Below are 21,506 nucleotides of genomic sequence, written 5' to 3'. Positions count from 1 at the left end.
CCGGCGCCCGCTTCCTGACTTTCTCGCCCGGGAGGCGGGCCGCCCCCCAGAAGTACCTCGGCGGGCTGCAACCCAGGCCATCTCGACCATCAGATTCTAGCTACCAAGCTATCCCGTAACACAAATGGGCGCTTTCATTGCGAGCTTGGTTTTCCTGCAACTAATGTGCTTGCACACGTGTTGCAGACCATGTTGTCGCAGGGAGCCCCTTTCTGTGGCAGCACTGCGGTCCGCCTCGCTCCCCTCCCGGATCGTCCGGGTTTGAGGCGGACCGCCTTCAACACGACAGGTCTGCCGATGTACGAGCCCAGCCCATCGCTTCCGACCTCGATTTGGGTCGATGCATTCCGCGCGCTGGGCGACCAGGCCGCGGCCGAGCGTCATGCGGCAGTTCAGACGCTGGTGCCGCCCGGTATGGCAGAACTCCTCGAACAACTCGGCGACGTGTTGCAGATCATGTATCCCGACAAAGCAAACGACTAGCGCCGCAGCGACACCCAGCCCGAGAACTGCGCTGCCATGATCCGCTCGGCCGCACCCAGTACCGCATCACGCTGGGCCGGATCCCGCAACGCGGCGCCGTAGGTCTCCAGCAGCGTCACGACCTCGACCAGCACGCCGTCCACGGCGATCGCGGCAAGCTCGGGCACATCGGCGCCGGCCGCGATCGCCTCGTGCATGCGGTCCTCGACGATGTTCAAAAGTGGGTCCGAGACCGTCGCGTCCATGTCCGTCATCCTCCCGCCCGGCGATCCGACTCTGGCGTAGCTGCCGCAGCGGTGACGTGCTGCGCGAGCGCCGGCAGCCACCCATCGTCCTCGCTTTGGCTGACCACGGCCTTACCAAGCGCAGCGCGATCGACGAGGCCGGCATCAGCAAGATTCTTGGCCGCCTGGCTGTGCTTCAGGCGGACCTCGGCCTGAACCTCGGCGCGGTCGGCCCAGAGGGGATTCCAAGAGTACCAACTCGCCCGCGGCCGCCGCCCCAGCGCACTCCGGACGAGACATTCATCGATAGTACGCAGCGCGGGCCCCACCATGGTGCGCTGCTTCGACGAGAGCGAATTGAAATACCGCTCATCGTCGCTCTCCCCGGCAGTGCTGGCTTGCAGCCCGCTGGCGCTCGACCGGCCGAACAAACGGCTCGCCGGGATGTCCAGCGCCCCGCAAACCTGAATGACTAGCCTGTCGACCGTTTCAGGCAGTCCCGCGCCAAGGTCGAGTTGCCGAGTGGTGATTTCCTCAGCCTTGTCCATAAGCAAGGTCGAGAACAACCCCTTCATCATGTTGGCCAGAGCGAACCTGCTGATAATAGCGCTCCGGTACTCGGGGTTGGTTACACCGCGGTTTAGACCTTCAATTGCGACGATGTCTTGCTTGCTCTCGAACAGCAGATGCTGGATCGCGCGGAGCGTCTGCTCCAGGTCCGCAATCGGCCGATATGCCCGCTGTAGAACGCTCGTGCCCCACGGCTCATTGGTGAGGTGCCAATCGAGCACCGGCGCCGGCACGAAGAGGCAGACCCGCGACGGGTGAATGGGCACATAACTGCCGTCGAAGGCGAGGCGGTATTCCGCGGGCTGGCCGTACCACGGATTAGCCGGATCCCGGATCAGCGGGCCGACGCTCACTTGGTCGCGGGCCATCACCTGGATCCAGCCCAACCCGCCCTTTCCCAAGGACGCCGGCTCCAATGGCTCGGCCGAATTGCCGTCGCCAGCGCCGACTAGCAGGAGGCCCGCGCCGTCGCGCGCTGTCAAAGTCAGTGCGGTCGCCACCTTCGCCTGCAGACCTATCCGCTGCTCCTCCGCCTCGATCGCCGCGACGTCAGAGGATTTGCCCTGCCACGTGCGCCACCGCGACGTCATATCGGCAGCCGGCTGCTCGATCGCCCGCGCCGCGATCCAACTGGTCTCGACCATGGCCCGGATTTCGGCAGGCGAGACCCGGTCCCAGGTGTAGTGCGCGGCCGAACCCTTATCACGAGCACTGCCAATGCCGGCCATCTCGCCGACGAGGGAGCGCAGCGAATCGACCATCGGACGGGAAATGGAAGAGGTGGCGTTCATCATGGGCTCCCGGGTCACCCGACCCACGAATAGGAAGCGTCGAAGGTTGGGACAGCCATTTCGGCAAAGGCACGGCTGAGCGCGTCAGCCTGATCATCATGCTGACCGTTCGGAAACGCCCGAAGCTCTTCGAGGAACGCTCTGTTCCAGGGCGCGCGGACGATGGCGAGGTTGCCGCCGTTGGCCTGCGACGCGATCGGCATTGCCCGCGTCGTTTTCGAACCCGTCTCCCGCGAGGTCTGGACTGTGTAGCCCAGCAACTGCCGGACGAAATATTCGGCGACGGTCTTCCCGGCTGCGCCAGGATCCACCGGCAGCGAGATGAGGACACCGCCTCCGTCCCGCTTGGCCGTCTCGACGATCGCGCGCTCGACACCTTCCGGGCCAGCGCGCAGGCGGACGATATCGCAGACCGTCAGCCGGTTGTCCGGTGCCTGGTGAAGCAGCAGGCCGGCCGTCCAGTCCGGCGACCGGCCATTCGGCGCCGCAGTCGCCGCGAGATCCCAGGCCCGGATCCAGGTGCCCCGACCTGGCGCGGGCGGGATGTCGCAGACCTTGATGGCGTCCACGTCGAAAACAGCGCCTTCAGCGACCACTGGGCTCTGCAGGTACAAGGCGGCCCAGTCGCGCGGGCCGATCGCCTCCCGAATGCCCGCCAGTGCCTCGGCCGAGTAGCGCTCGGGCCAGAGCGCCTCGCCAGCGTCATCCAGCGCCGGCAGGTTCAGGACCTCCCAGCGCTCGCCACCGGCCGCCATCTGGTCCAGCAGCCGCCCACTGAGGTCGTCGGCGTGCCACCTTGTTTGCGTAACGATCACCGCGCCGTTGGGCATCAAGCGAGTGAAGGCGGTGCTGGTGAACCAGGACCAGACCCCTTCACGCACCACCGGGCTCTCGGCGTCCGCGCGGTCTTTCGTTGGGTCATCGATACTAAGGATGTCGGCCCCACGGCCGGTTATTGCGGTCCCGACACCAGCCGCGACGTAGCTGCCGCCCTGGTTGGTGTGCCAGCGCGCCTTGCTGCCGCTGTCCTCGGCCAAGCCCACCCCAGGAAACAGCGCCGCGAACTCCGCCGAGGCGACGAGATTTCGAACGTCCCGACCAAAATCACTGGCCAGGTCCTGCCCGTAACTCGCGCTGATGAACTGCCGATGCGGGTTCCGGCCCAGCGCCCATGCCGGAAAGCGTCGGCTGACCAGTTCAGACTTGCCGTGCCGCGGCGGGGCGAAGATCAGGAGCCGCCGGCACTCGCCACGCTCAACCCGCTCCAGCGCCTCTGCGATACGCCGATGCATCGCGCCAGGCCGGTAGCTCGGGTTCGTGTATCCGGTGAACGCCAACAGGTCAGTGCGGGCCGCTCGGCGCCTCGCCAGCTCCATCCTCGCCGTCTGCTGCGCCTGCAAGAGCCGCAAGTTCCTCGTCGGTGAAGTCAGAGAGGCTACGGCGGACGGTGGCATCGACGGTCGTACTCGCCAGACGGGGGTGGAGGTAGGGGGCGGCTGCGACCGCGGCGTCGTACTGACGCTCGGAGATCTGCGCCGCAGCCTCGCCACCGCGCATCACGGTCAGGATGACGTCCAGCGGCATCGGGCCACCGGTGAGCGCCTCGGTGAGGCCGGCACGAGCGCGGGCCTCGCGTTCCAGCGTGGCCTTGTTTTTCGTCCCCGGCTTGCGACCGCCGGTCCTCACGTACTTCGCCATCGCAACTGGGGTCCAGATTAGATACTCACGCTTCCGACATGGCCCCGTTCGGTGTTCGTTCCAACAGATCTCAACTAGCGATCACACGAGATTCATTACGGTTGAGGCTGCAGATCAACCAACTTGATCCGACCTGCGGCGAAGTCCCGGAACTGAACCGCCACCGCCTGTAGCCGGAGAATTTGAGCAGCAACAGGAAGTTCATCCAAATCATAGAGTGTAGTTTGCTGAAGCTCTATTAGTTGTGGTGCTAACGCATGCAGAACAGCTTTACTGAAAGCTTCATCAAACTCTGCCCTGGCTACTTTCAGATCGTGCTCGGTCGCCATCTGCAATCCCCTTAGTTCTTCACCTCACTTCCAGATGGAGCGAGGTGCTTCAAGGGTCCACACAGCCGAAGGGAGGCCAGCCCTCCGCTGTGCTTTGACGACCGTTCAACGGCGCTCAGTACCGCTCGGCATGACCGTGCCGTCGTCGTTCACCTTGACCTTCAATTCCTGACCGGTCGCGTCCTGCCCCGTCAGTTCATAAACCGGCTGCGTGTAGACCATCATCTTCTCTGCCCTGGTGACCGCCACCTTGAGTTCGCGTTGCGCTGTCTGCATGACCTTCGGCGGCACCTCGGAGAGCGCAATTTCTTGCCCAAGACGCTCCTTCGCCTCGGGGGATGGCTGGACCTTCTGCACGTTGCTTTCTCGCGTCACGGGGCCTTGCTGCTGGGCAGACGCTGTGGGGATGGCGAGGCACGCCGCCGCAAGCGTTGCGACGACCATCCCGGACGTGGTGCTCCTCATGTCCTACCTCCCTGGTTTCGGGTTCTGTCCCGACTTCAAGCCACGCAGTGAAGGCGGTTGCGCCCCTGGTGGCATGGAGGTTCAACAAATGGATCTAAATTTAGTTTCGATGCAGCCTTCCGCTTGCGTGTCATCGAAGGCCTTCGTGGCACCCAGCGGAGACTTCAGCCAACCAGGACCGAAGCGCGGCGCGCCTTATTCTTAAAAACCTACATCGGCCAGACCTCCCTTGAGGCGCCTAGGGTGCCGGCGGGTTCTCGGCCGTCGCCGTCTGGATCGGCGCCGGCAGCACCTGCGCGGCCTCGGCACGAACCAGCGGAGGCGCCAGCAGGGCGGCGAACTCGCGCTCGGCCTTTGCCCGCAGCGCCGCGCTGGTGAAGCATAGCGGCTTTGCACGGCGAGGCCGGGTAGGGCGGCGGAAGGGCCTCATCGCGTGTCTCCGTGGCGCCGAGCACCGGCCAGCAGGCCGGCGAGCATGGTTTCCTGGGGAATGGTCTGCCGGTGGCCCTCGGCCTCGGCTTGGATGGCTGCCCGCTCTTCCTGAGCGACAAGGTCGGGCTCGGCCTCAGTCAGTGCGGCGAGGGCGGCTTCGGCAGCCTGCTCAAGAAAGCTAGCCCTAGTAGCAGCAACGCCGATTGCCTGGAGGCGAGCGGTTTGCCGGAACGGCGCGATACAGCCTGCCGCTACCGCCGATCGTGTGTGCCTCAAACTGGCCACCCATTGTGGCGGGGGCGATCCGAGGGTGTAGGGTGCAGGTTGATGTAGGGTGAATGGGGGTTTATCCCCTTATACACGCGCGCGTGCGCGTGTAGACCTGTTAACCTGCAAATACCCTGCACTATCCTACACCCTACACCGCTGTCGCACTGGCTGGGATGATCAAGGCGGCCGGTGTAGGGTTGTGCAGCCCTAATATAGTTCATCATATGTTCCTGCTTTTGCATGCGCTCTGGCCCCTACAGAAGGTCAGCGATCATCTGCTGTTGCGGGATGCGCTACTTGGGCGGTCTAGACCCTGCTCACCGGCGACGACGGAGAGAGGTCGTTACCAGACTCCGGTTTCGGACGGCTGGAGCTTCAGCCCGAAGAACCGCACGCCATTCTTGTCCCGGCCTTTTTGGAACTGGCGCTCCATCTGCCCGGAGAATGTCTTGTTGGTGCCAGGTTCCTCGCCCCGTTCCCGAGCCCATGTGCTCCAGTCTGCGTAGAGCAGAGAGGACTGGGCCGAACCCATTGGGGTGACTTCGCAACGTTCCTCAATCCACTGGCCAAGCAGGTCTTGCGCTTCGAAATAATCAGCGGTGGCGTCCAGAACGACCTTCGGTCGCACCAGCCCGTTCTGCTGCCAATCAAGGCATCCCTCGATGGCCCAACGTAGGATACCGGCCCATTCCTCGCGGAGCTTCGCAGGAAGGGTCAGGTCCTTCTCCGGTGGCTCATGGATAAACGGGACGATGTTGAACCGCCTCCGCTCCGCGTCCCCGACCGAAGACAGCGCCGGCTTGTAGTTTCCAATGACGGTAATCTTGAAGGTCGGAATGTACTCGAAAAAGTCCTGCCGCATGTGGCGGGCCGAGATCGGGTCGCCACCCGTCGCCTGCTTGATGCGCCGGCTGTCCCATGTGCGGTTTTCGCTGGTTTCCGAGGCGCGGACCATGCGCGCCCCATGCAGATGTGCAAGGTCAGTCGGGTGCCGGTCGCCCTTCGTCGCCTCGAACGTGTCCATGGGTGCATTCCGACAGTAGTCGCCCAGAAGGTCACCCAACGTGTTCAGGTAGAGTCCCTTCCCGTTGCCACCCTTGCCATAAACGAACAGCAGCGCTTGCTCACGTGTATCGCCGGTGAGGCTGTATCCAGCCCATTGCTGGAGGAAGCGGATCAGGGCCGTGTCACCGTTCGTCGCTTCGTGCATGAATTGCAGCCAGCGCGAGCAGTCTACGGTTTCGGACGGAGCGACCGTCGTTGACTTCGTGATGTGGTCGGATTGCTGCCCAGGTCTCAAGATGCCGGTTCGCAGGTCCACCGTGCCGCCGGGGGTGCCGAGCAACCAGGGATCAGCGTCCCAAGTCTCGCGGGTTGCGGCAAAGCCTCGATCCAGCCGTGCCAAGCGCTCAACGGCTGAACATGTGGCGGCGCGGCCGAGGGCCGCCTTCGCCTTTCCGGTCGCGCCGGTCTCAGTGGCGAGGTCACGACAAAGCTCGCGCGCCCAGTCCGCCGCGAGCCGGGTTCGGTCCCGCTGCCACAGGCAGTTGTCCCAGAGGAACCACGCGTCACTGTCATGGCAGTAGCGCAGAGCATTGGCGTGGCGTTCGGCGTAGATTAGCGCCAGCCGGTCTTCCGTGAGGTCGTCAGGGTCAAGATCTGTGTGTGCCGCCGCCTCCGCCTTTTCGTGTTTTGGCTTGGCCGTACCAGATTTCTGCTTCCTGCTGCCGACTTCCGGCGCATCGCGGCGAGGCACGTCACGGGGCGTCTGCTTCCCGTATGAGAGGCCCGAGATGATGGTCTTTTCCGCCTCTGGGCGCGTTAACCCGGCTGCCAGCGCAGCAGCCAGCAGCCGCGTCTTTACCTCTTCCTCTCCCAGATGGCCGTTAGCGACGAAGCCACCGAGCTTCGTGGCGGCGATGTTTAGCCGGTTATTGCGGCTGCCCTCGCGGGTCTCCGCAACGGCACGGCATTCGGCCTCCAGGGCCGCCGAGACATAGCGGCCTCCTCCGTCATCGGCTGAGGTGAAGCGACGACCGGCGGGGGGCGGCTGGTTCGCGGTCTTTGGCGCCTCTGGAATGGGCTTCCCGTTGCTGTCGCACGCAACACCGCCAACGTCGCGGAGTGCGGCCTCAGCCGCAGCCAGGAAGCGCCGCAGCAAGGCTTCGTCCACCGGGGGTAGCTCGGTCAGCGGCACCATGTCGGGGCTACCCTCGCGGACCCACAAGTATTCCTTGTGGGTGTCCGGATGGATGCCGAAGGCGACGAACTGGTTGCCCTGACCGAGGATCTCGACCTTCGCAATCTCGCCGTTCGGCATAAGGTAGCTGACTGCCATCTTCCGCAGTTGGGCCGCAGTGCGGAAGACCAACAGGGTCTTCGGCGCTCGGCCGATCCGGCACAGAGGCGTCACCCCTAGAATGGTATCCGCGTGGGCCACGATCTGGTTCACGGCCGTCGCGTTCAGCACGTCAATATCCACAGCGGACGCAGCCCAAAGGCACCCGTCTGCGTCAGGGGCGGTCGGGGCGCCGCAGAGCGCGCCTGTATTCGTCCAGTCAGGATACCTGGCCGACCAGCGTTGGATTTCCTCGACGCTGGCAGTTGCGCACACGCGCGGCCAGTCTCGCAGAAGGGCGCGCTTGCCCGCGGTCGGCACCGGGGGGAAGCCGTTATCGTGCATCAGGAGCCGGCGGCCAGTCTGCGGGTCGCGTGCTTGCTGGGAATGATCGTCCGGCATCATCCGGCACTCCCGGTGCGCTCGGCATCGAGCAAAGCGAGAACCGCCGCGAATCCCCGAGATGAGTTGCGGACAAGCGGCTTCCACTCGACCAACGTGTTGGTCGAACGAGTGCTTTCAGAAGGCATAACAATTCGGCCTCGTTTTGAGGCGCGGTCTGGGCTTGCGGCCAGCGAGCTAGGCGGCTACTTTTTCGTTGGGAACTTTGTAGCCTACCTTTATGCCCCGGCCGGTCTCTGACCGCGTCCGGGGTTTCTTATCCGACGAAGTTCAGGCCAAGTGCCTGGGCCACTCGCAGTTCGTTGTCTTCAGTCACATGGTGTCGGCCGTTCACCAGAACGGTCGGAATGTCACCATTCAGTACAGCCGTGTAAGCGCGCCGATGCTTCGCAGCGCCAAGTTCAACCTCGGAAGCTCCGGCTTTCCTAGCATTCTCTTTGACGGCGAGAACGACTTCACGAAGAGGGCGTAGTTTGGGTGCGCTAAGATTGCTCATCATCATACCTCTCTTGAGGGTCTACCTTCCCAGAAGCGGACCGACGCTTTCGTTTTACCTCGTCACCTACGGGGATTGTTGGCGTGAAGGGCGCCAGCGCCCCCATGCTCGCGCCTGTCCGACGACAGGCCCGCAAGTACCTCGAACTCGTTTTCAGGTCGGGCAAAATGACACGCGCCGTCTGCGCTTAGACATGCCTGTGCCCACGGGCGGCCACATAAACCTGTGGCGGTCCGTCGACAGACATTTCCATTAGAGTGCCCAGTGCGGGACTGCACCTCTAGTCCATGAGTGACATTTGTCAGCGCATAGACGCCACCACTCAGCATCGCGTTTGACGGCGATCTGACTGCTGGACGGACTTCACGAGGATGGGGGAGAGAGTGTCGTTTAATCTGAGCGACGTCAAGCACAAACGGTTCTGCGACCCAACCGCGCAGTGGGTGAAGCGGGTTGGTGGAAGGTAGCCTGCGCTGATGCTGTGTGCCCCGGTTACTCACAACCAGCCCGTGGACTTTGCCAGCGGGATGCGTGGACTTTACCAGCGCCCGGGAAGGAGGGTGTCGCAATAAAATCAACAGCTTAGGCGGGTTATCCCGAGGACTTTGCCAGCACATACAATTAGAGTCTTCAATTACCTGCCTAGTAGCTTCCTGCTGGTAAAGTCCACAGCGACAGGTCCCCTGCGGCGGCGCATGTTTCTGCACATGGGCACGGTGCACGACATCCTGGAGGCGCGAGGCAAGGAGGCGGCTTTGGCCGCGATCGACCGGGCAGTGGTCGAGGCCGCGTCGACGTACCTTTCGGATGAGACTGGCGGCATCGGCTTTCTCTACAGCGGCTGGTGCCAAGCCGCCCTTCCCCATCGACGCCTCGCCGACGATGAAGATTGGACGATCACCCGCCCTAACCTCACCTTGGCCGTCGAGCCTGGTCGCAAACCCGGAGCGGACGGCAAGCTGGTTCCGGTGGGCGTGCCCTACGGCTCGCGCGCTCGCTTGATCATGCTCTACCTGCAATCTGAGGCCCTGCGGACTGGCACACGTGACGTGCTGCTCGGGCGCAGCCTGCGCGATTGGCTCGGTCGGATGAACATCAGTATCGGCGGAAAGTCGCTTGTCGACGTCCGGGAGCAGGCCGACCGTATCGCGCGCTGCCGCTTCACCTTCCACGTTACAGCCGGGACCCATGTCGGCTTGGTCAATCAAAACGTCATGGACACCGCCATGTTCGTGCCAAGTGAGGATCCGGCGCAGAATGCTCTCTTTGTAGAGGTGGCCCGCCTTTCGGAGGTGTTTTTCGACCAACTCCGTCGCCACCCTGTTCCGGTCGAGGAAGCCGCGATCCGGGCGATCTCCAACAACTCGATGGCCTTGGACCTGTATGCGTGGCTGGCGTACCGGCTGCACGCGCTTGAAAAGTCCACACCAGTATCCTGGGTGGCCGTGAAGGGCCAGTTCGGCACCGGCTTCACTCGCATGAACAACTTCAAGCCGACCTTCCTCGCAAACCTGAAGCTCGCACTGGCGGTCTACCGGGACGCCAAGGTGCAGGTCGAGGAGCGCGGCCTGGTGCTGTATCCTTCTCGCCCGCCAGTGGCGCCGCGCATCGTAGCGGTGCGCTGACGGCGGCGGCATCACTCCAGCGCAGCGGCAATCGTCCACGGTGCAGGTGACCGTGGTGGCGATCACTTGCCACCAGCCTCTTCGGGAGCAACCGAAGCCTGTTCGGTGTCATTGTCGCTGAAAATGACGGCCACGCGCCCGTCCGGAAACTTTTGAAATTCCACGCCCGCGCGCGCCAGAGCTTCTTTGATGTCCCGAAGGTTCTTCTCCATCGGGATGCGCCCAGCTTTCCCCTCGAACTCCTGTACCACCGGCAGGCTAACAGCCGCCTCCTCAGCGAGCTTGCGCTGACTTAGCCCCACAGCGTTCCGAGCCGCCCGGCATTGGGCGCGGGTCAAGCCGATTTTTGCCATGCGGGCCTTGCCTCCATCGCTCAGACGTGGCATTTTAACACGGACATAGTTTTAGACAACCCCTAGGATGTGGTTCGACGCCATGGGTAGCACAAATCGCAACGGGTTTGGTGTTCCGGCATGACCGCCGTCCCCGCCCTCCTCGGCGCGACCCTGATGGCCGCCGGCCTGATCCTGCTTTTGAAAAACCGCGGCTTCGTGGTCGCGTGCGGCTTTTGCAGTGCCGGCTCCTGCCTATTGGGCTGGGCGATCTTATGACCCGGCCTGCCGTCATCCCGAGCCCGGCCGATGCTGTGCTCGTCCTCGATCACCACTGATACGGAGAGACGCTGATGGCTTCGCCGCTCACCAGCACCGTCGCGGGCGCCGGACCCGACACGCTGATCTTGCAGGTTTCGGGTACTCCCTATGCTGGCGTGATGCCGATGTTCACCGTCTCTGTGGACGGCCACCAGGTCGGCGGCGTCTTCACCGCTGACGCCGACCATTTTTCTGGGCAGACGCAGGCGATCACTCTGCACGGCACCTGGGGACCGAATGCCGTCGTCAGCATCGATTACTTGAACGATGGATGGAACCAGCTTGTCGATTGGTCGAACCCAGAAGCGGTGATGGCGGTACCGGGCAACGACCGGAACTTAATCATCGACAGCGCCACGTTCGATGGTGTCGCGCTGCCGGGTGGTCCGCACGGTATCTACAGCGACACGGTCGGAGTGAATACCTTCACCACGTCTAGCCTCGCGCCAGCCAACAACACCACCATCACCGCTCATGCGGGGCAGAGCGCCTTCACCGACATCCAGGCGCAGGCGCAGCAGTTCGCAGCGGCGGGCATCACGCAGGCGGACATCGACGCCTATCAGAAAGCGATGACGGAGGCGCTCGCTGGCACCGGGCTCAACGACGACATCTACTCGCCCGGCGTGAAGAACGGCGGCGCCCCGGTAGCGGTCGATGACAAGTCGCTCGACTTCAACGGCGGGCACTACGACATCAAGTACGTCGAGGACTTCGGCAACGGCGGCGGCCTGTTCACCAATCACTGGGGCCAAGCCGGTGTCACGGACGGCACTGGATATAGCCAAGTCCAGACCTCGGCCGACTTCTCGGGGCTTATGATCCCGGCAAGTGGTCCGGACGGCGGCCTCGCCTACGGCCTGCATATTTTGTTCGGCTCGCTCACGCCCGCTTGGCACAGCGGCACCTACGCCGCGCTGTGGCCATCTGACGACAAGTGGCCAGGGCCAGAAATCGACCTCGTCGAGATCAATGGCGACGGCCAGCCCTACGGCACTTTGCACTGGGCGCGAGATGGCGTCACGGGCCAGGGCGGCGAGGCGAACAACGGCTATTCGTCTTTCGTTTACACCGGCATCGACGCGTCGCAGCCGCACGCCTACTGGGTCGACTGGCAAAAAGACCACATCACCTTCGGCGTCGACGACCACGCGTTCAAAACCTTCACCGATCACGTGCCGCAGGCCTTCGTCGACGGCGGCACCAACACGAGCCCCGGCATCGGTTCGAAGTTTGAGGGCGTCGCCAACACCGGCACGCTTGAGGGCTACGTCTATGCGACACCGTCAGCGGCAGACACCGGCGCGACGCTTTCGCAACTGACTGGTGCCGCTGCGGACAGCCCGCTCGTCTAGGGAGGAAGTCCATGCCGTCCGGTGCCGCATCGCCACTTGCTTGCCTGCTCGACATCCTCGCCACGGTAATCGGCCTCGCGCTCGGCGTGGCGTTGGCTGCCGTCTGGGTTGCTTTGCAGGCGTTGCTGTGGACGGTGCGCGCCGTGGCGTTCTCGGTGGTCCGGTGACCTGCCTCGGGGTTGCCGGCATCGCGCTGTTCCGCTGCCTGGCGACCGATCCCGTATGCCTGCCTCCGCAGTATCAACCCTATCGGCTCGACCTCGCCGCCGTCGCGGAGCAGGAGAGCGCTTTTAATCCATGGGCGCTGCGGGACGAGACCACCCGCGAGAGCCTGTTCCTGATATCCCGAGACGCGCTTGCGGCCGAGATGCTCCGTCGCTTGGCAGCAGGGCACGTCCTTGGCATCGGCTTGTTCCAACTCACCGGCGAGGGCAACTGGCGCCGTCACGGCCTGACGACGATCGAGCGTCTGACTGACCCGTGCGCCAACATGGCCGCCGGCGCCGCGCACTGGGTTGCCGACCTCAAGGCCGCCGTCGACCAGCGGTACAACTCCGGCCGGCTTGATGGCGCCCCCGCCTATGCCCGTCAGGTGGCCGACCGCCGCGCCCGGCTCGCGCCGCTCCTGAACGCCCCCTCCCCCGCCGCGACTTCGGAAGTCGCCACCCCGCGCGCCCGCGCGACGGCCTTCGAGCGTGCGGCTAGGGCAACCGCTTTCGAGCAGGGCCGCCGTCCTGCGACGAGCTTCCCCGTGCCGCCATCCGAGGCGGGCAGCACCGGGGCCCCTCCCCAGCGCCTCGCGGACCGCAATCCATGACCTTCCCGTCGAAGCGCATCACCACGGCCATCCTGCTTGCCACCACGGCAGCCTCGCCGGCACTCGCTCAAATCACGACCGGAGGCGTCAACATCAGCGGCAACCTCAATCCGACCACCGTCATTTCCAACGGCATCAATCTCCTGCTGCTCGTGCTCGGCGCTCTGATCCTCGGCTATTGGGGCGTGGTCGGCGCCATGCACCTGCGCGGCAACCCGGTAGAGGGGCGCTGGATCGTCGGTGGTATCATCGGCACCTGCTTCATCGCCGGCTGCGCATTTATCGGTCAGCGCCTGCTCGGCGGCGGCGGGGTCGCCCTCTGATGAGCGCGCCGCCCGATTGGGACGACGATCCTCCACACAGCGACCCTGTGTACCCAATCTCGCGCGCTGCGGCGCCGGGCGGCGTGCCTCTCGGTCTGAGCATCGCCGGCTTGATTGCAGGTGCAGCTTCGGCGGTGCTGGTGCATCCGTTCTCCATCGCCGTGCTGCCGATCGCCTGGGCGGCGGCGCAGCGGTGGTTCAATGGCGACCTGAAGAAGCTGGCGACCCTGTGGCAGTACGCCACGGGCGCCTGGTGGACGCCGGATCCGGTCGTGATGCGGCCGGGCGGCAAGCGTGGTCGCCTTTGGGGCGGCTCGACCGTCTCGTCCCTGCCCCTGGGCAGCGTTGGCGGCCGGCCTCGCCACATCACCCTGCCCGAGGACTGACGCATGCCGCTCCGGACCTCGGACGAGCTTCTTCCTTATTGGGCGCATCATGACGAGCGCACGATCCTGCGCGACGGCGGGACGCAAGTTCGCGTCTACCAGGTTTCAGGCCTTCCCTGGGAGTTGGAGACGAACCGCTCCATCGGCCGGCTGCACAACCGCCTGAAGAGCACGCTCGGCAGCATCGCGCACCCGAACCTCACCATCGGCGTCCATGTATGCAAGCTGATGGAGCATGGCGTCCCCCAGGCTGGCGATATGCGCCACACCTGGCCGCGTCAGTTCGACCAGGACTACCGCCAGCACGTCCTCGGCCACGGCCTGACCCGGAACACGATCTACATCTCGGTCACGCTCCGCTCGTCCGGCTTCGGCCGGCTGTTCGGCGGGAAGACCGGCATGCCGACGCCGGAGGACATTCGGCGGATGGACGAAATCTGCGCTGTACTGGAGAGCGACCTCGCCCTCTACGGCATCGCCCCGCTCGGCCTGCGCGCGGAGCGCCGGCGGAACGGCGTGCTGCGCTGGTACAGCCAGGTCGCCGAGGCGGTCGGCATCATCCTGTACGGCCGCTATGATCGGGTGCCCATGCCGGCGCGCGGCAGCCGCATCGGCCGCGCCATCCTGCGCGACCGACCGATCTTCACTCCCGGCGCCCGCACCATCGAGATCCGCACGCCAGGCAATGGGGCGGCGGCCCGCTACTTCGGCACGATGCTGGGCTTCACCGCATGGCCCGAGGGTATGGAGCCAGGGGTTCTCAACGGGCTGCTGAGCTTCCCCGGCACCTGCGTCATCACCGCGACCTTCGGGTTCAAGAGTTCAACCATCGCCCGCACCATCATGAAGCGCCGGCAGGGTCACGCGAAAACCGCCGGCGAGGAGGAAGAGGACGACGTCGGCAGCATTGGCGCGGCGCGGAAGGAGTTCCACCGCAAGGAATGGGTGCTTGGCTCCATGCACCTCTCTGTCGCGGTCTATGCCCCTACCCGTCCGCGACTGAACGACCTCACCAACCATGCCGTGACCGTCCTCAAAGACGCCAGTATGAGCCCGGTGCAGGAGGACCTCAACCTGGAAGCCGCCTGGGCAGCGCAGGCCCCGGGCTGCTGGCACAAGATCGCCCGCCGGGACAACTTCACCTCGTTGAACTTCGCTGCCGTGGCGCCGCTGCACAACTACCCGCCCGGTGACGACGACCCGCTGTGGGGGGACTACGTCGCCGATTTCCGGACCACGGGCGGCACCCTCTACCGGCACAACCTTCACCGTGGCGAGGTCGGCTCAACCTTGCTGTTGGGCATGACGGGCGAGGGCAAGTCGGTGCTGGCCTGCGTGCTGCTGCTGGGCGCGGTGGAGCGGCTGAACGCCCGCGGGATCATGTTCGACAAGGACCAGGGCTCCAAACCCTGCATCCTCGGCATGGGCGGCAGCTACCTGACCCTGCGGTACGGCGTGCCGTCCGGCCTCGCCCCGCTCAAGGCTGCCCGCAACACCCCAGAAGATCACGGGCACCTGGTCAAGCTGTTCACTGCGGCGATCAATGCCAAAGCGCCGGAGGACTTCGCCTGGACACCTGAGGAGGTGGACCGCCTCAACCGGGCCATTGCGCAGCAACTGCGGATGCCGCCGGCCATGCGGTCCTGGGCCTGCGTGCGGCAGATCATGGGCTGGCGGAACAACCAAGGCGCCGGCGCCTGGCTGGAACCCTGGTGCGAGGGCGGCACGCTGGGTTGGGTCTTCGCCAACGAGCGGGACGAGGTGGACCTGACGCGCCGCTGCGCCGGCTTTGACACCACCGCCCTGCTCGAACACCCGGAGGTGTGCGGGCCAATCCTCGCCGACCTGTCGTGGCGGGTGCGGCGCTTGGCGACCGGCGAGCCGCTCTTCCTCTATTGGGACGAGCTGGCCCAGGCACTCAAGATTCCCGAGTTCGAGGACATCATCGGCGACAATCTATCGACCATCCGGAAGAAGAACGGCGTCGTCGTCATGGCCTCGCAGTCGCCCGGCGCGCTGCTCGCCAGCAAGATCGGCGACGTCATCAAGCAGCAGACGCCGACCAAGATCAGCTTCGCCAACAAGGAGGCGGACTGGGACGAGTATCAGGCTATCGGCTTCACGCCGGTGATGTTCCGCATGGTCACACAAGACTTCACTCGCGGCCCGAAGCGCTTCGTCATCAGCCGGGCCGGCGCGAGCGTCGTCCTCGACTTCGACCTATCCTCGATCAAGCAGCACCTCTGGATGCTGTCCGGACGCTCGTCCACCGGCGACGAATTGGATCGCATCATCGCCGAAGTCGGTCCCGATCCGGAGGCGTGGGTGCCGATCTTCCTACAGCGCGCGCCGCAGGCCCATGCGCGCGCCATGGCCGAAGCCGCCCGTCAGGCGGCCAAGGATGCGGAGCGGGCCAAGCAACCAGTTTTGGAGGCCGCAGAATGAACGCGCGCATAGCATCAGATGCGGTGATGGGCGCTCTCAAGGGCGTCGTCGGCGGCGTCATTGGGGGAGCAGGATCCGCTACGGTGGCGACCATGCTCATGTCGCTGGACCCGTTTCATCCGTGGGGACCGGATGAGATTGGCCGGATGATCTGCGTTGCCGTCCCTCCCTGCATGGTTGCGGGCGGCTGGATCGGCGGCATTAGCGGCGCTTTCCCGCTGCTGCGTTTCATCGGATCCGCCATCAACCGCTATGCGGACCGCCTGCTGGCGCGTACCGCTGCCCGGCAGTCCTTTCGCGTGGGGGGACGCTGACGTGACCCATCCCGCTTTTCGCCGCGGACCGCTGGCCGCCTTCGTGCTGTCGTCCGCCGCCTGCGCCACCCTGGCCTCTGGGCTCGCTGGCGCCGCTGGCATTCCCGTGGTGGACGTCGCGCTGAACGCCCTGGTCGGCAAGGAAGCCGCCGAGACAACGGCTCGCTGGATCACCCAGGGAGCGCAGATGGCGAAGACCATCACGCAGGGGACGGCGATCATCCGCAACGGTGTGGAACAGGTGAACCAGGGCGTCCAACTCTACCACAACTTTACTGACCCAACCTACTTACAGAACTTCGCCATGTCCCTTGTGCGGGCGAACGTCCGAGCACCCTTGCCCGGCGACAGCAACCAAGTCCGCGATGCGCTCGCCGGCGCGCTCGGCTTCGACCCGGCCAGCTTCCAGTTGTCCGGCCTGATGAATGACTTCCTCCAACGCAACCTCGTCTATCGCCCCGAAGGCGACGATCCTGATGCGGTGCGGCTGCGGGAGGAGGCGTCTTCCAACGCCGCCCAGCTTGCCATGACACAGCAGGGATATGAGGGAAATGCCCGCCGGATCGACGGCTTAGGCGAACTCGCGGGACAGATCGGCAAGCAGGCCACCACCGCAGAGCGCGCTGACTTGAACAACCGCCTGCTGGCGGAAGTGGCCTTTGCGCAGACCCAGGCCAATCAACTCAAAGCCTTGGAGATGACGAACCAGGCCGAGCAGGAGCGGCGCAAGCAGCAGGACGAGCAGCGAAACCGCAAGAGCGCTGAGGACATGGTGCGGGAGGCGGACGCGGTCCTTGCGCGGCGCCGAGCCCGCTACATCCCCGTCACCGCGAGCTTGATCCCATGAGGGGCCGGTTCGTCGTGGCGGTGCTGCTGGCGGTCGCCTCCCCTGCCCTGGCACGAGAGAGCCGCGAGGCACGCGCTGCCGACGCTCGCGCCATGACGCGGCAAGCCGACGCCTTCATCCGCGCTCATCCTCGGTCTGACCCCGGCAACCCGCTGTTCTACGCTGGCACGCCCTGGACCCGCGATTGGGTGCTGTCGATGTGCAGCCGGCCCACGGGGCGGCCCAGTGCCCGTGCGTGCGCCGCTGCCGGCGAAGCCCGGAGGCTCGACGCGCGGTGAAACCCGACATCGCCAGCATCGTCGATTTCTGGGACCGCGCCGTCGTCGGAGCAACGGACCGGCTGCTGGAGGCCTTCGTCCGCGAGATGGGAGCGGCAGCCATCATCGCCCTGACGGCTTGGTGCCTGGTGACCGGCTGGCGTTTTCTGGTTGGCGACAACGAGCAAGAGTTGAAGTACCTGATCCGCCGTGGCGTGGCGATGGCCCTGCTCGTCTCCCTCGCTCTCTCGACGCCGCTGCTGAACCAGTATGTCCGCGACTTCTTCGGCGTGTCGCTTCCCGGCTGGCTCACCCGCACCCTGACGAGCGCCGGGTTCGCGGGTGAGAATACTGCCTCGCCTGCTGACTTCGGCCTGACCATGCCCGGGAACTTCGGCACCGACCTTGATGCGCTCTGGGCCCACGGATGGAAGCGCGTTGCGGCCTTGTGGAGCAAGGTCAGCTATTACGACTTGTTCGGCCATGCCTCGTTCATAATGGTCGTTGCCGCGACGGGCATCCAGATCATGGGGTGTCTCGTCGGCTATCTCGTGACCAGCGTCCTGCGCGGCATGCTGATCGGCTTCGCGCCCGTCTTCCTCATGTTGGCGCTGTTCGATCGGACCCGGCCGTTCTTCGATCGGTGGCTAGGGAAGATTGTCTCGCTGATCCTGGCCGGCGTGATGCTCGTTGCGGTGACGCAGATGTCGCTCCAGAGCGAACTTGTCATGCTCGACGCCCTGGTTGATCCGCCGATGACCTCGGCCGACACCCCTGGGCCGCTGCAGTCGTATCGGGTCTTGCACTTCATCGCCATCGTCTGCTGCGTCGGATTGCTGCTGATGGGCTACGCCTCTCTGCTGGCCTACCAGATCGGCGGCTCGGGCATGGCCCCCACCATCGTGCCCGACCTTGCTGGCCCCACCGGCAGGGCCGCCGGCACTGCGGCGCGCGGCGCTTACGCGCTGGTCGCCGGCACCACCAATACAATTCGCAACATGATGCAGCACATCCATGGCGGCGGGCGGGGCGGGCCTTCGGGGCGCGGCCCAGGTTCCGGTCCTGGTCCGCAAGGCCGTCCGCCGCGCGGCTCAGGTGGGCCCGGCGGTGCCATCGCTCGTCAGGCCACCTCTGTCGCCAGCCCTGCCCGCCCCCGTCCGTATGGATCGTGAGAGGTTCGACATGCGCGCCCTGCTGATCGTCACCGCCCTTCTTCTCGCCGCCTGTAGCTCGTCCAAGGATCGCCCGGCACTGGTCACCCCCGGCGGCGATTGGCGCCAACTCAATGCCGGGCAATGGGCGTGGAATGGGAATGAGATCGCCCGCCCGCCGCTCGGCGCTGCGGAAGCTACCGGCCTCGGAGGCGTTCGGTGAGCGACGCCCTGCCGGCCGCCGGCGCCACCGGCAACCAGGTCGTGGCCGAACTGCCCCCGCCGCCGCGCGCCCTGTTTACGCCGTCGGCGGACGAGATGTTCGAGCTTCGGAAGGATTTGGCCGCCGGCCGGCGCGATGCCCGTGACCGTGAGGCGACCACGAGGACGTGGCGGCGCATTGGCGTCGGCGTGGGTGTGGCGGGCTGGATCTCGGCCGCGGCCATGGCCTGGGGGTGGAGCGGCACTTACCCGCTGCGGCGCGACGTGCACCACTTCACGGTGCTGAACGACACCGACCACACGGCCGCCGTCTTCGAGAGCACCTGGGACCTTCCGGAGAGCAAGCGCGAGGCGCTGATCCTTGGCACCGCCGCGCAGTTCGTCCGCGCCTGCGAGGGATATAGCTGGGTCGAGGCGCAGAGCCAGTACGACTATTGCGCCGGGCTCTCGGCCGCGATGCTGCGCCAGGAAGTCGTCTCCGAATGGGATCCAACGAACAAGGACAGTGCGCAGGCTCTCTTCGGCACCAATGGCTGGAAGCGGGTCGCTACCGGCAAGCCCATCCGCACCGGCACCACCGCGATCGTTGTCCCGACCATCATCGTCGCGGCGCGGCCTGGGGAGCAGCCGCAGTGCGCTCGCCGATTGATCCGGTTGTCCTACTCGGCCGTGAAAAGCCTGCCGACCTCGCTGCACCTCCAGTACCCGACCGCTGACATCATGTTCGTTGGTCGCAGCCGCGACGTCGACCCAACCCCCATCGACCCAACCACCTGCCGCTGACGGAGAACCTCATGCGCCACCTGCTGCTCGCCTCCGCTGCCGCCATCCTCGCCAGTCCTGCCCTTGCCATGGTGGACCCGCCAGCTTGCTCGGCCGCCGGCGATCCGCGGGTACGATGCGCTCCCTACGACGAGGTGCAGGTCTATCGCGTGCCGGCCCGCGTCGGGGCCCACGTCACCATCCTGTTCGCCGAGGGCAGCACCATCCTCGATCCGGCCGGCGCCATGATCGCCGCGAGGAAGGAAGGCGACGACAACAAGCCCAAGGAATGGCAGATCGTACCGGACGCCAACACCCTGCAACTGCAAGCGCTGCGCTCCGACCTGCCAAGCACGGTGATGACCGTCCCGGTGCAGATGCGCGACGGCAAGGTGCTGAACCACCTTTTTCAACTCGACGCCCTGGCGCCGAACCCGGGCAAGGCCGGCGCGGCACTGCTGTCTGAAACGGACGAGCCTGACGAGGCCAAGCGCAAGGCAGCCAATGCCGACACCATGCTGCTGCTGCGGTTCAGCTATACGGCCCAGCAGAACCCGCCGCCGCGGCCAGCCCCGCGCATCGCGGTGGACGGCTCCCCGGCCCAGCCTGCCGCGGTGCAGACCTCGAACCGCTTGGCCGGCACGCTGCGGCAGGAGGCGTTCTACGGGCCGCATCCGCGCAACTGGCAGTACATCGCTCGGGGCGACGCAGAGACCCAGCCGCTCGAAATCTCCGACAACGGCCTCGATACCGTGGTCCGGTTTGACGTCGGGCTGCCTGTGCCGAACGTCTACAAGTCCGAGACGGGCAAGTGCGATGGCGCCGAGAGCGAGGCCTTGGTGACGCGAGACACCCTCGGGCCCGGCCTGTTCCGCATCCACGGCACCTTCCCTGTGCTGTGCTTCCGCCGCACCCCGACCAAGGCGACCGAGGTTCGCAACATCGGCTTCGACCCCTACGGCGCCAACCCGGGCACCGGCACGATCAGCCCGAACATTGTGAGGACGGTGCGTCGTGGCCCCCGTTACTGACCTGCAGGAGGATGACGACGAACTCGACTGCCTCTACGAGGAGACTGGCGAAGCCGAAGCATCGCGTGAGCGGCCTCGGCGCCGGGTATGGCCTTGGGTACTGCTCGGCACAGGCCTGCCCGTGGCCATCACCCTCACCACATGCGCCATGACGGGCCAGCGGGTGATGCAGGAGCCGGCGGCGGCGGTCGTCACTACCCCGCCCCCTCCCCCGCTGCGACCTGCTGTGCCCGAGGCCAGCACCGGCGCGGCGGCGGCTCCGGCACCGGCAGCCGGCCCGTCCACTCCACCACCGGCGAGCACTCGGGCGGTGGTCGTCGTGCGGGAGGCTTCGGCCCTCGCGAGCACCAATCGTGCCGAGGCGGCCCGCACCAAGGCCGAGGAAGTCGAGAAGAGCCGCGCTGCCGCCCGGCAAGGTGCCCAGCAGCAGGTTGCGCAGCGCGAGGGAGAGCGGCCGGGGGTGAACCGGGCGGCGCCCTGGGTGAACGAGCATCCCGAGTTCACCATCCCGAGCCACACGCCGATCTCCTGCACGCCGGACGGGCCGATAAACAGTGAGGCGCAGGGCCCTATCACCTGCACCATCGACGCCGCGGTGCGCTCGGAGGACGGGACGAACTTCCTGCTTTGGCCTGGCGCCGTCATCGAAGGCTACCTGAGCAGCGGCCTGCAGTACGGCCAGCGGCGGCTCATGGTGGCCTTCGAGCGCATCCGAACCACCGACTATGTCCGGATCCCACTGCGGGGCATCGGCGCCTCCCAGCTTGGCGAGAACGGCATCACCGGAACTTACGACAGCCATCTGTGGGAGAAGATCCAG

25 protein-coding genes are annotated in these 21,506 nt (G+C 65.6%); 16 read left to right on the top strand and 9 right to left on the bottom strand.

Translation table 11 applies throughout. The features are described from left to right. The first annotated feature begins 297 nt into the window (after positions 1-297). The gene (locus Q7A36_RS28770; protein ID WP_305107225.1) at positions 298-483 is read left to right on the top strand and encodes a hypothetical protein; all 186 of its coding nucleotides are present in this window, start codon (positions 298-300) and stop codon (positions 481-483) included. Here Q7A36_RS28770 and Q7A36_RS28765 read toward each other — a convergent pair. The 8 genes from Q7A36_RS28765 to Q7A36_RS28730 all read right to left on the bottom strand — a co-directional run bounded on the left by Q7A36_RS28765 (position 480) and on the right by Q7A36_RS28730 (position 8,005). Further along, positions 480-728, bottom strand: a complete 249-nt coding sequence (locus Q7A36_RS28765; RefSeq protein WP_305107224.1) for a hypothetical protein — start codon at positions 726-728, stop codon at positions 480-482. The genes Q7A36_RS28770 and Q7A36_RS28765 overlap by 4 nt on opposite strands. 5 nt (positions 729-733) lie before the next feature. Continuing rightward, entirely contained in the window at positions 734-2,071 is a 1,338-nt protein-coding gene (locus Q7A36_RS28760; protein ID WP_305107223.1) for a phage portal protein, read from the bottom strand. 11 nt (positions 2,072-2,082) lie between these two features. Then, on the bottom strand, positions 2,083-3,444 hold the full coding sequence (terL, locus tag Q7A36_RS28755) for a phage terminase large subunit (RefSeq protein WP_305107222.1): 1,362 nt from the start codon (positions 3,442-3,444) through the stop codon (positions 2,083-2,085). Next, positions 3,410-3,766 carry a hypothetical protein gene (locus tag Q7A36_RS28750; RefSeq protein WP_305107221.1) on the bottom strand — a complete coding sequence of 119 codons (357 nt, stop codon included), beginning with the start codon at positions 3,764-3,766 and terminating at the stop codon, positions 3,410-3,412. The genes terL and Q7A36_RS28750 overlap by 35 nt, the downstream gene beginning before the upstream one ends. 95 nt (positions 3,767-3,861) lie before the next feature. Then, entirely contained in the window at positions 3,862-4,095 is a 234-nt protein-coding gene (locus tag Q7A36_RS28745; protein WP_305107220.1) for a hypothetical protein, read from the bottom strand. A gap of 105 nt (positions 4,096-4,200) precedes the next feature. Continuing rightward, positions 4,201-4,560, bottom strand: coding sequence for a hypothetical protein (locus tag Q7A36_RS28740; RefSeq protein WP_305107219.1), 360 nt, complete (start codon positions 4,558-4,560; stop codon positions 4,201-4,203). Between the two features lie 238 nt (positions 4,561-4,798). Beyond that, the gene (locus Q7A36_RS28735; RefSeq protein WP_305107218.1) at positions 4,799-4,990 is read right to left on the bottom strand and encodes a hypothetical protein; all 192 of its coding nucleotides are present in this window, start codon (positions 4,988-4,990) and stop codon (positions 4,799-4,801) included. Between the two features lie 615 nt (positions 4,991-5,605). Further along, positions 5,606-8,005 (bottom strand): phage/plasmid primase, P4 family, encoded by a 2,400-nt coding sequence (locus Q7A36_RS28730; RefSeq protein ID WP_305107217.1) that lies wholly within the window; start codon positions 8,003-8,005, stop codon positions 5,606-5,608. Positions 8,006-9,205: 1,200 nt separating this feature from the next. Between Q7A36_RS28730 and Q7A36_RS28725 the strand changes: the two genes are divergently transcribed. After that, positions 9,206-10,123 carry a replication protein RepA gene (locus tag Q7A36_RS28725; protein WP_305107216.1) on the top strand — a complete coding sequence of 306 codons (918 nt, stop codon included), beginning with the start codon at positions 9,206-9,208 and terminating at the stop codon, positions 10,121-10,123. Positions 10,124-10,185: 62 nt separating this feature from the next. On the opposite strand, the gene Q7A36_RS28720 is transcribed toward Q7A36_RS28725, so the two are convergent. Then, complete coding sequence (locus Q7A36_RS28720; protein WP_305107215.1) at positions 10,186-10,476, bottom strand: helix-turn-helix domain-containing protein; 291 nt, start codon at positions 10,474-10,476, stop codon at positions 10,186-10,188. Between the two features lie 120 nt (positions 10,477-10,596). Between Q7A36_RS28720 and Q7A36_RS28715 the strand changes: the two genes are divergently transcribed. The 14 genes from Q7A36_RS28715 to Q7A36_RS28650 form a co-directional block, all read left to right on the top strand. Continuing rightward, positions 10,597-10,734: a hypothetical protein gene (locus Q7A36_RS28715; RefSeq protein WP_305107214.1), complete on the top strand. Its 138-nt coding sequence runs from the start codon at positions 10,597-10,599 to the stop codon at positions 10,732-10,734. Between the two features lie 74 nt (positions 10,735-10,808). Continuing rightward, positions 10,809-12,131, top strand: a complete 1,323-nt coding sequence (locus Q7A36_RS28710) for a carbohydrate-binding domain-containing protein (protein WP_305107213.1) — start codon at positions 10,809-10,811, stop codon at positions 12,129-12,131. Between the two features lie 11 nt (positions 12,132-12,142). Further along, positions 12,143-12,298: a hypothetical protein gene (locus Q7A36_RS28705; RefSeq protein ID WP_305107212.1), complete on the top strand. Its 156-nt coding sequence runs from the start codon at positions 12,143-12,145 to the stop codon at positions 12,296-12,298. Continuing rightward, a complete protein-coding gene (locus tag Q7A36_RS28700; RefSeq protein ID WP_305107211.1) occupies positions 12,295-12,948 on the top strand; it encodes a transglycosylase SLT domain-containing protein in 654 nt (217 codons plus the stop codon). The genes Q7A36_RS28705 and Q7A36_RS28700 overlap by 4 nt, the downstream gene beginning before the upstream one ends. Then, the gene (locus Q7A36_RS28695) at positions 12,945-13,271 is read left to right on the top strand and encodes a hypothetical protein (RefSeq protein WP_305107210.1); all 327 of its coding nucleotides are present in this window, start codon (positions 12,945-12,947) and stop codon (positions 13,269-13,271) included. Before Q7A36_RS28700 ends, Q7A36_RS28695 begins: the two co-directional genes overlap by 4 nt. Continuing rightward, complete coding sequence (locus tag Q7A36_RS28690) at positions 13,271-13,657, top strand: hypothetical protein (RefSeq protein WP_305107209.1); 387 nt, start codon at positions 13,271-13,273, stop codon at positions 13,655-13,657. Before Q7A36_RS28695 ends, Q7A36_RS28690 begins: the two co-directional genes overlap by 1 nt. 3 nt (positions 13,658-13,660) lie before the next feature. Then, complete coding sequence (locus tag Q7A36_RS28685) at positions 13,661-16,102, top strand: VirB4 family type IV secretion/conjugal transfer ATPase (protein ID WP_305107208.1); 2,442 nt, start codon at positions 13,661-13,663, stop codon at positions 16,100-16,102. Next, positions 16,099-16,416, top strand: a complete 318-nt coding sequence (locus tag Q7A36_RS28680) for a hypothetical protein (RefSeq protein WP_305107207.1) — start codon at positions 16,099-16,101, stop codon at positions 16,414-16,416. Before Q7A36_RS28685 ends, Q7A36_RS28680 begins: the two co-directional genes overlap by 4 nt. A 1-nt stretch (position 16,417) precedes the next feature. After that, the gene (locus Q7A36_RS28675; protein ID WP_305107206.1) at positions 16,418-17,263 is read left to right on the top strand and encodes a type IV secretion system protein; all 846 of its coding nucleotides are present in this window, start codon (positions 16,418-16,420) and stop codon (positions 17,261-17,263) included. A gap of 274 nt (positions 17,264-17,537) precedes the next feature. Then, positions 17,538-18,692 (top strand): type IV secretion system protein, encoded by a 1,155-nt coding sequence (locus Q7A36_RS28670; RefSeq protein WP_305107205.1) that lies wholly within the window; start codon positions 17,538-17,540, stop codon positions 18,690-18,692. 10 nt (positions 18,693-18,702) lie between these two features. Continuing rightward, on the top strand, positions 18,703-18,894 hold the full coding sequence (locus Q7A36_RS28665; RefSeq protein WP_305107204.1) for a hypothetical protein: 192 nt from the start codon (positions 18,703-18,705) through the stop codon (positions 18,892-18,894). Continuing rightward, positions 18,891-19,676, top strand: a complete 786-nt coding sequence (locus Q7A36_RS28660) for a VirB8/TrbF family protein (RefSeq protein ID WP_305107203.1) — start codon at positions 18,891-18,893, stop codon at positions 19,674-19,676. Before Q7A36_RS28665 ends, Q7A36_RS28660 begins: the two co-directional genes overlap by 4 nt. 11 nt (positions 19,677-19,687) lie before the next feature. Next, on the top strand, positions 19,688-20,686 hold the full coding sequence (locus Q7A36_RS28655; RefSeq protein WP_305107202.1) for a TrbG/VirB9 family P-type conjugative transfer protein: 999 nt from the start codon (positions 19,688-19,690) through the stop codon (positions 20,684-20,686). After that, a partial coding sequence (locus Q7A36_RS28650) for a TrbI/VirB10 family protein (RefSeq protein WP_305107201.1) occupies positions 20,670-21,506 on the top strand: 837 nt, incomplete at its 3' end. The genes Q7A36_RS28655 and Q7A36_RS28650, both read left to right, overlap by 17 nt.

It is taken from the genome of Paracraurococcus lichenis (assembly GCF_030657435.1).
In the GTDB taxonomy this organism is placed as follows: Bacteria; Pseudomonadota; Alphaproteobacteria; order Acetobacterales; family Acetobacteraceae; genus Paracraurococcus; species Paracraurococcus lichenis.
Note: the sequence above shows the minus strand (reverse complement) of the source record. Positions and strands in the feature narration are given on the sequence as shown.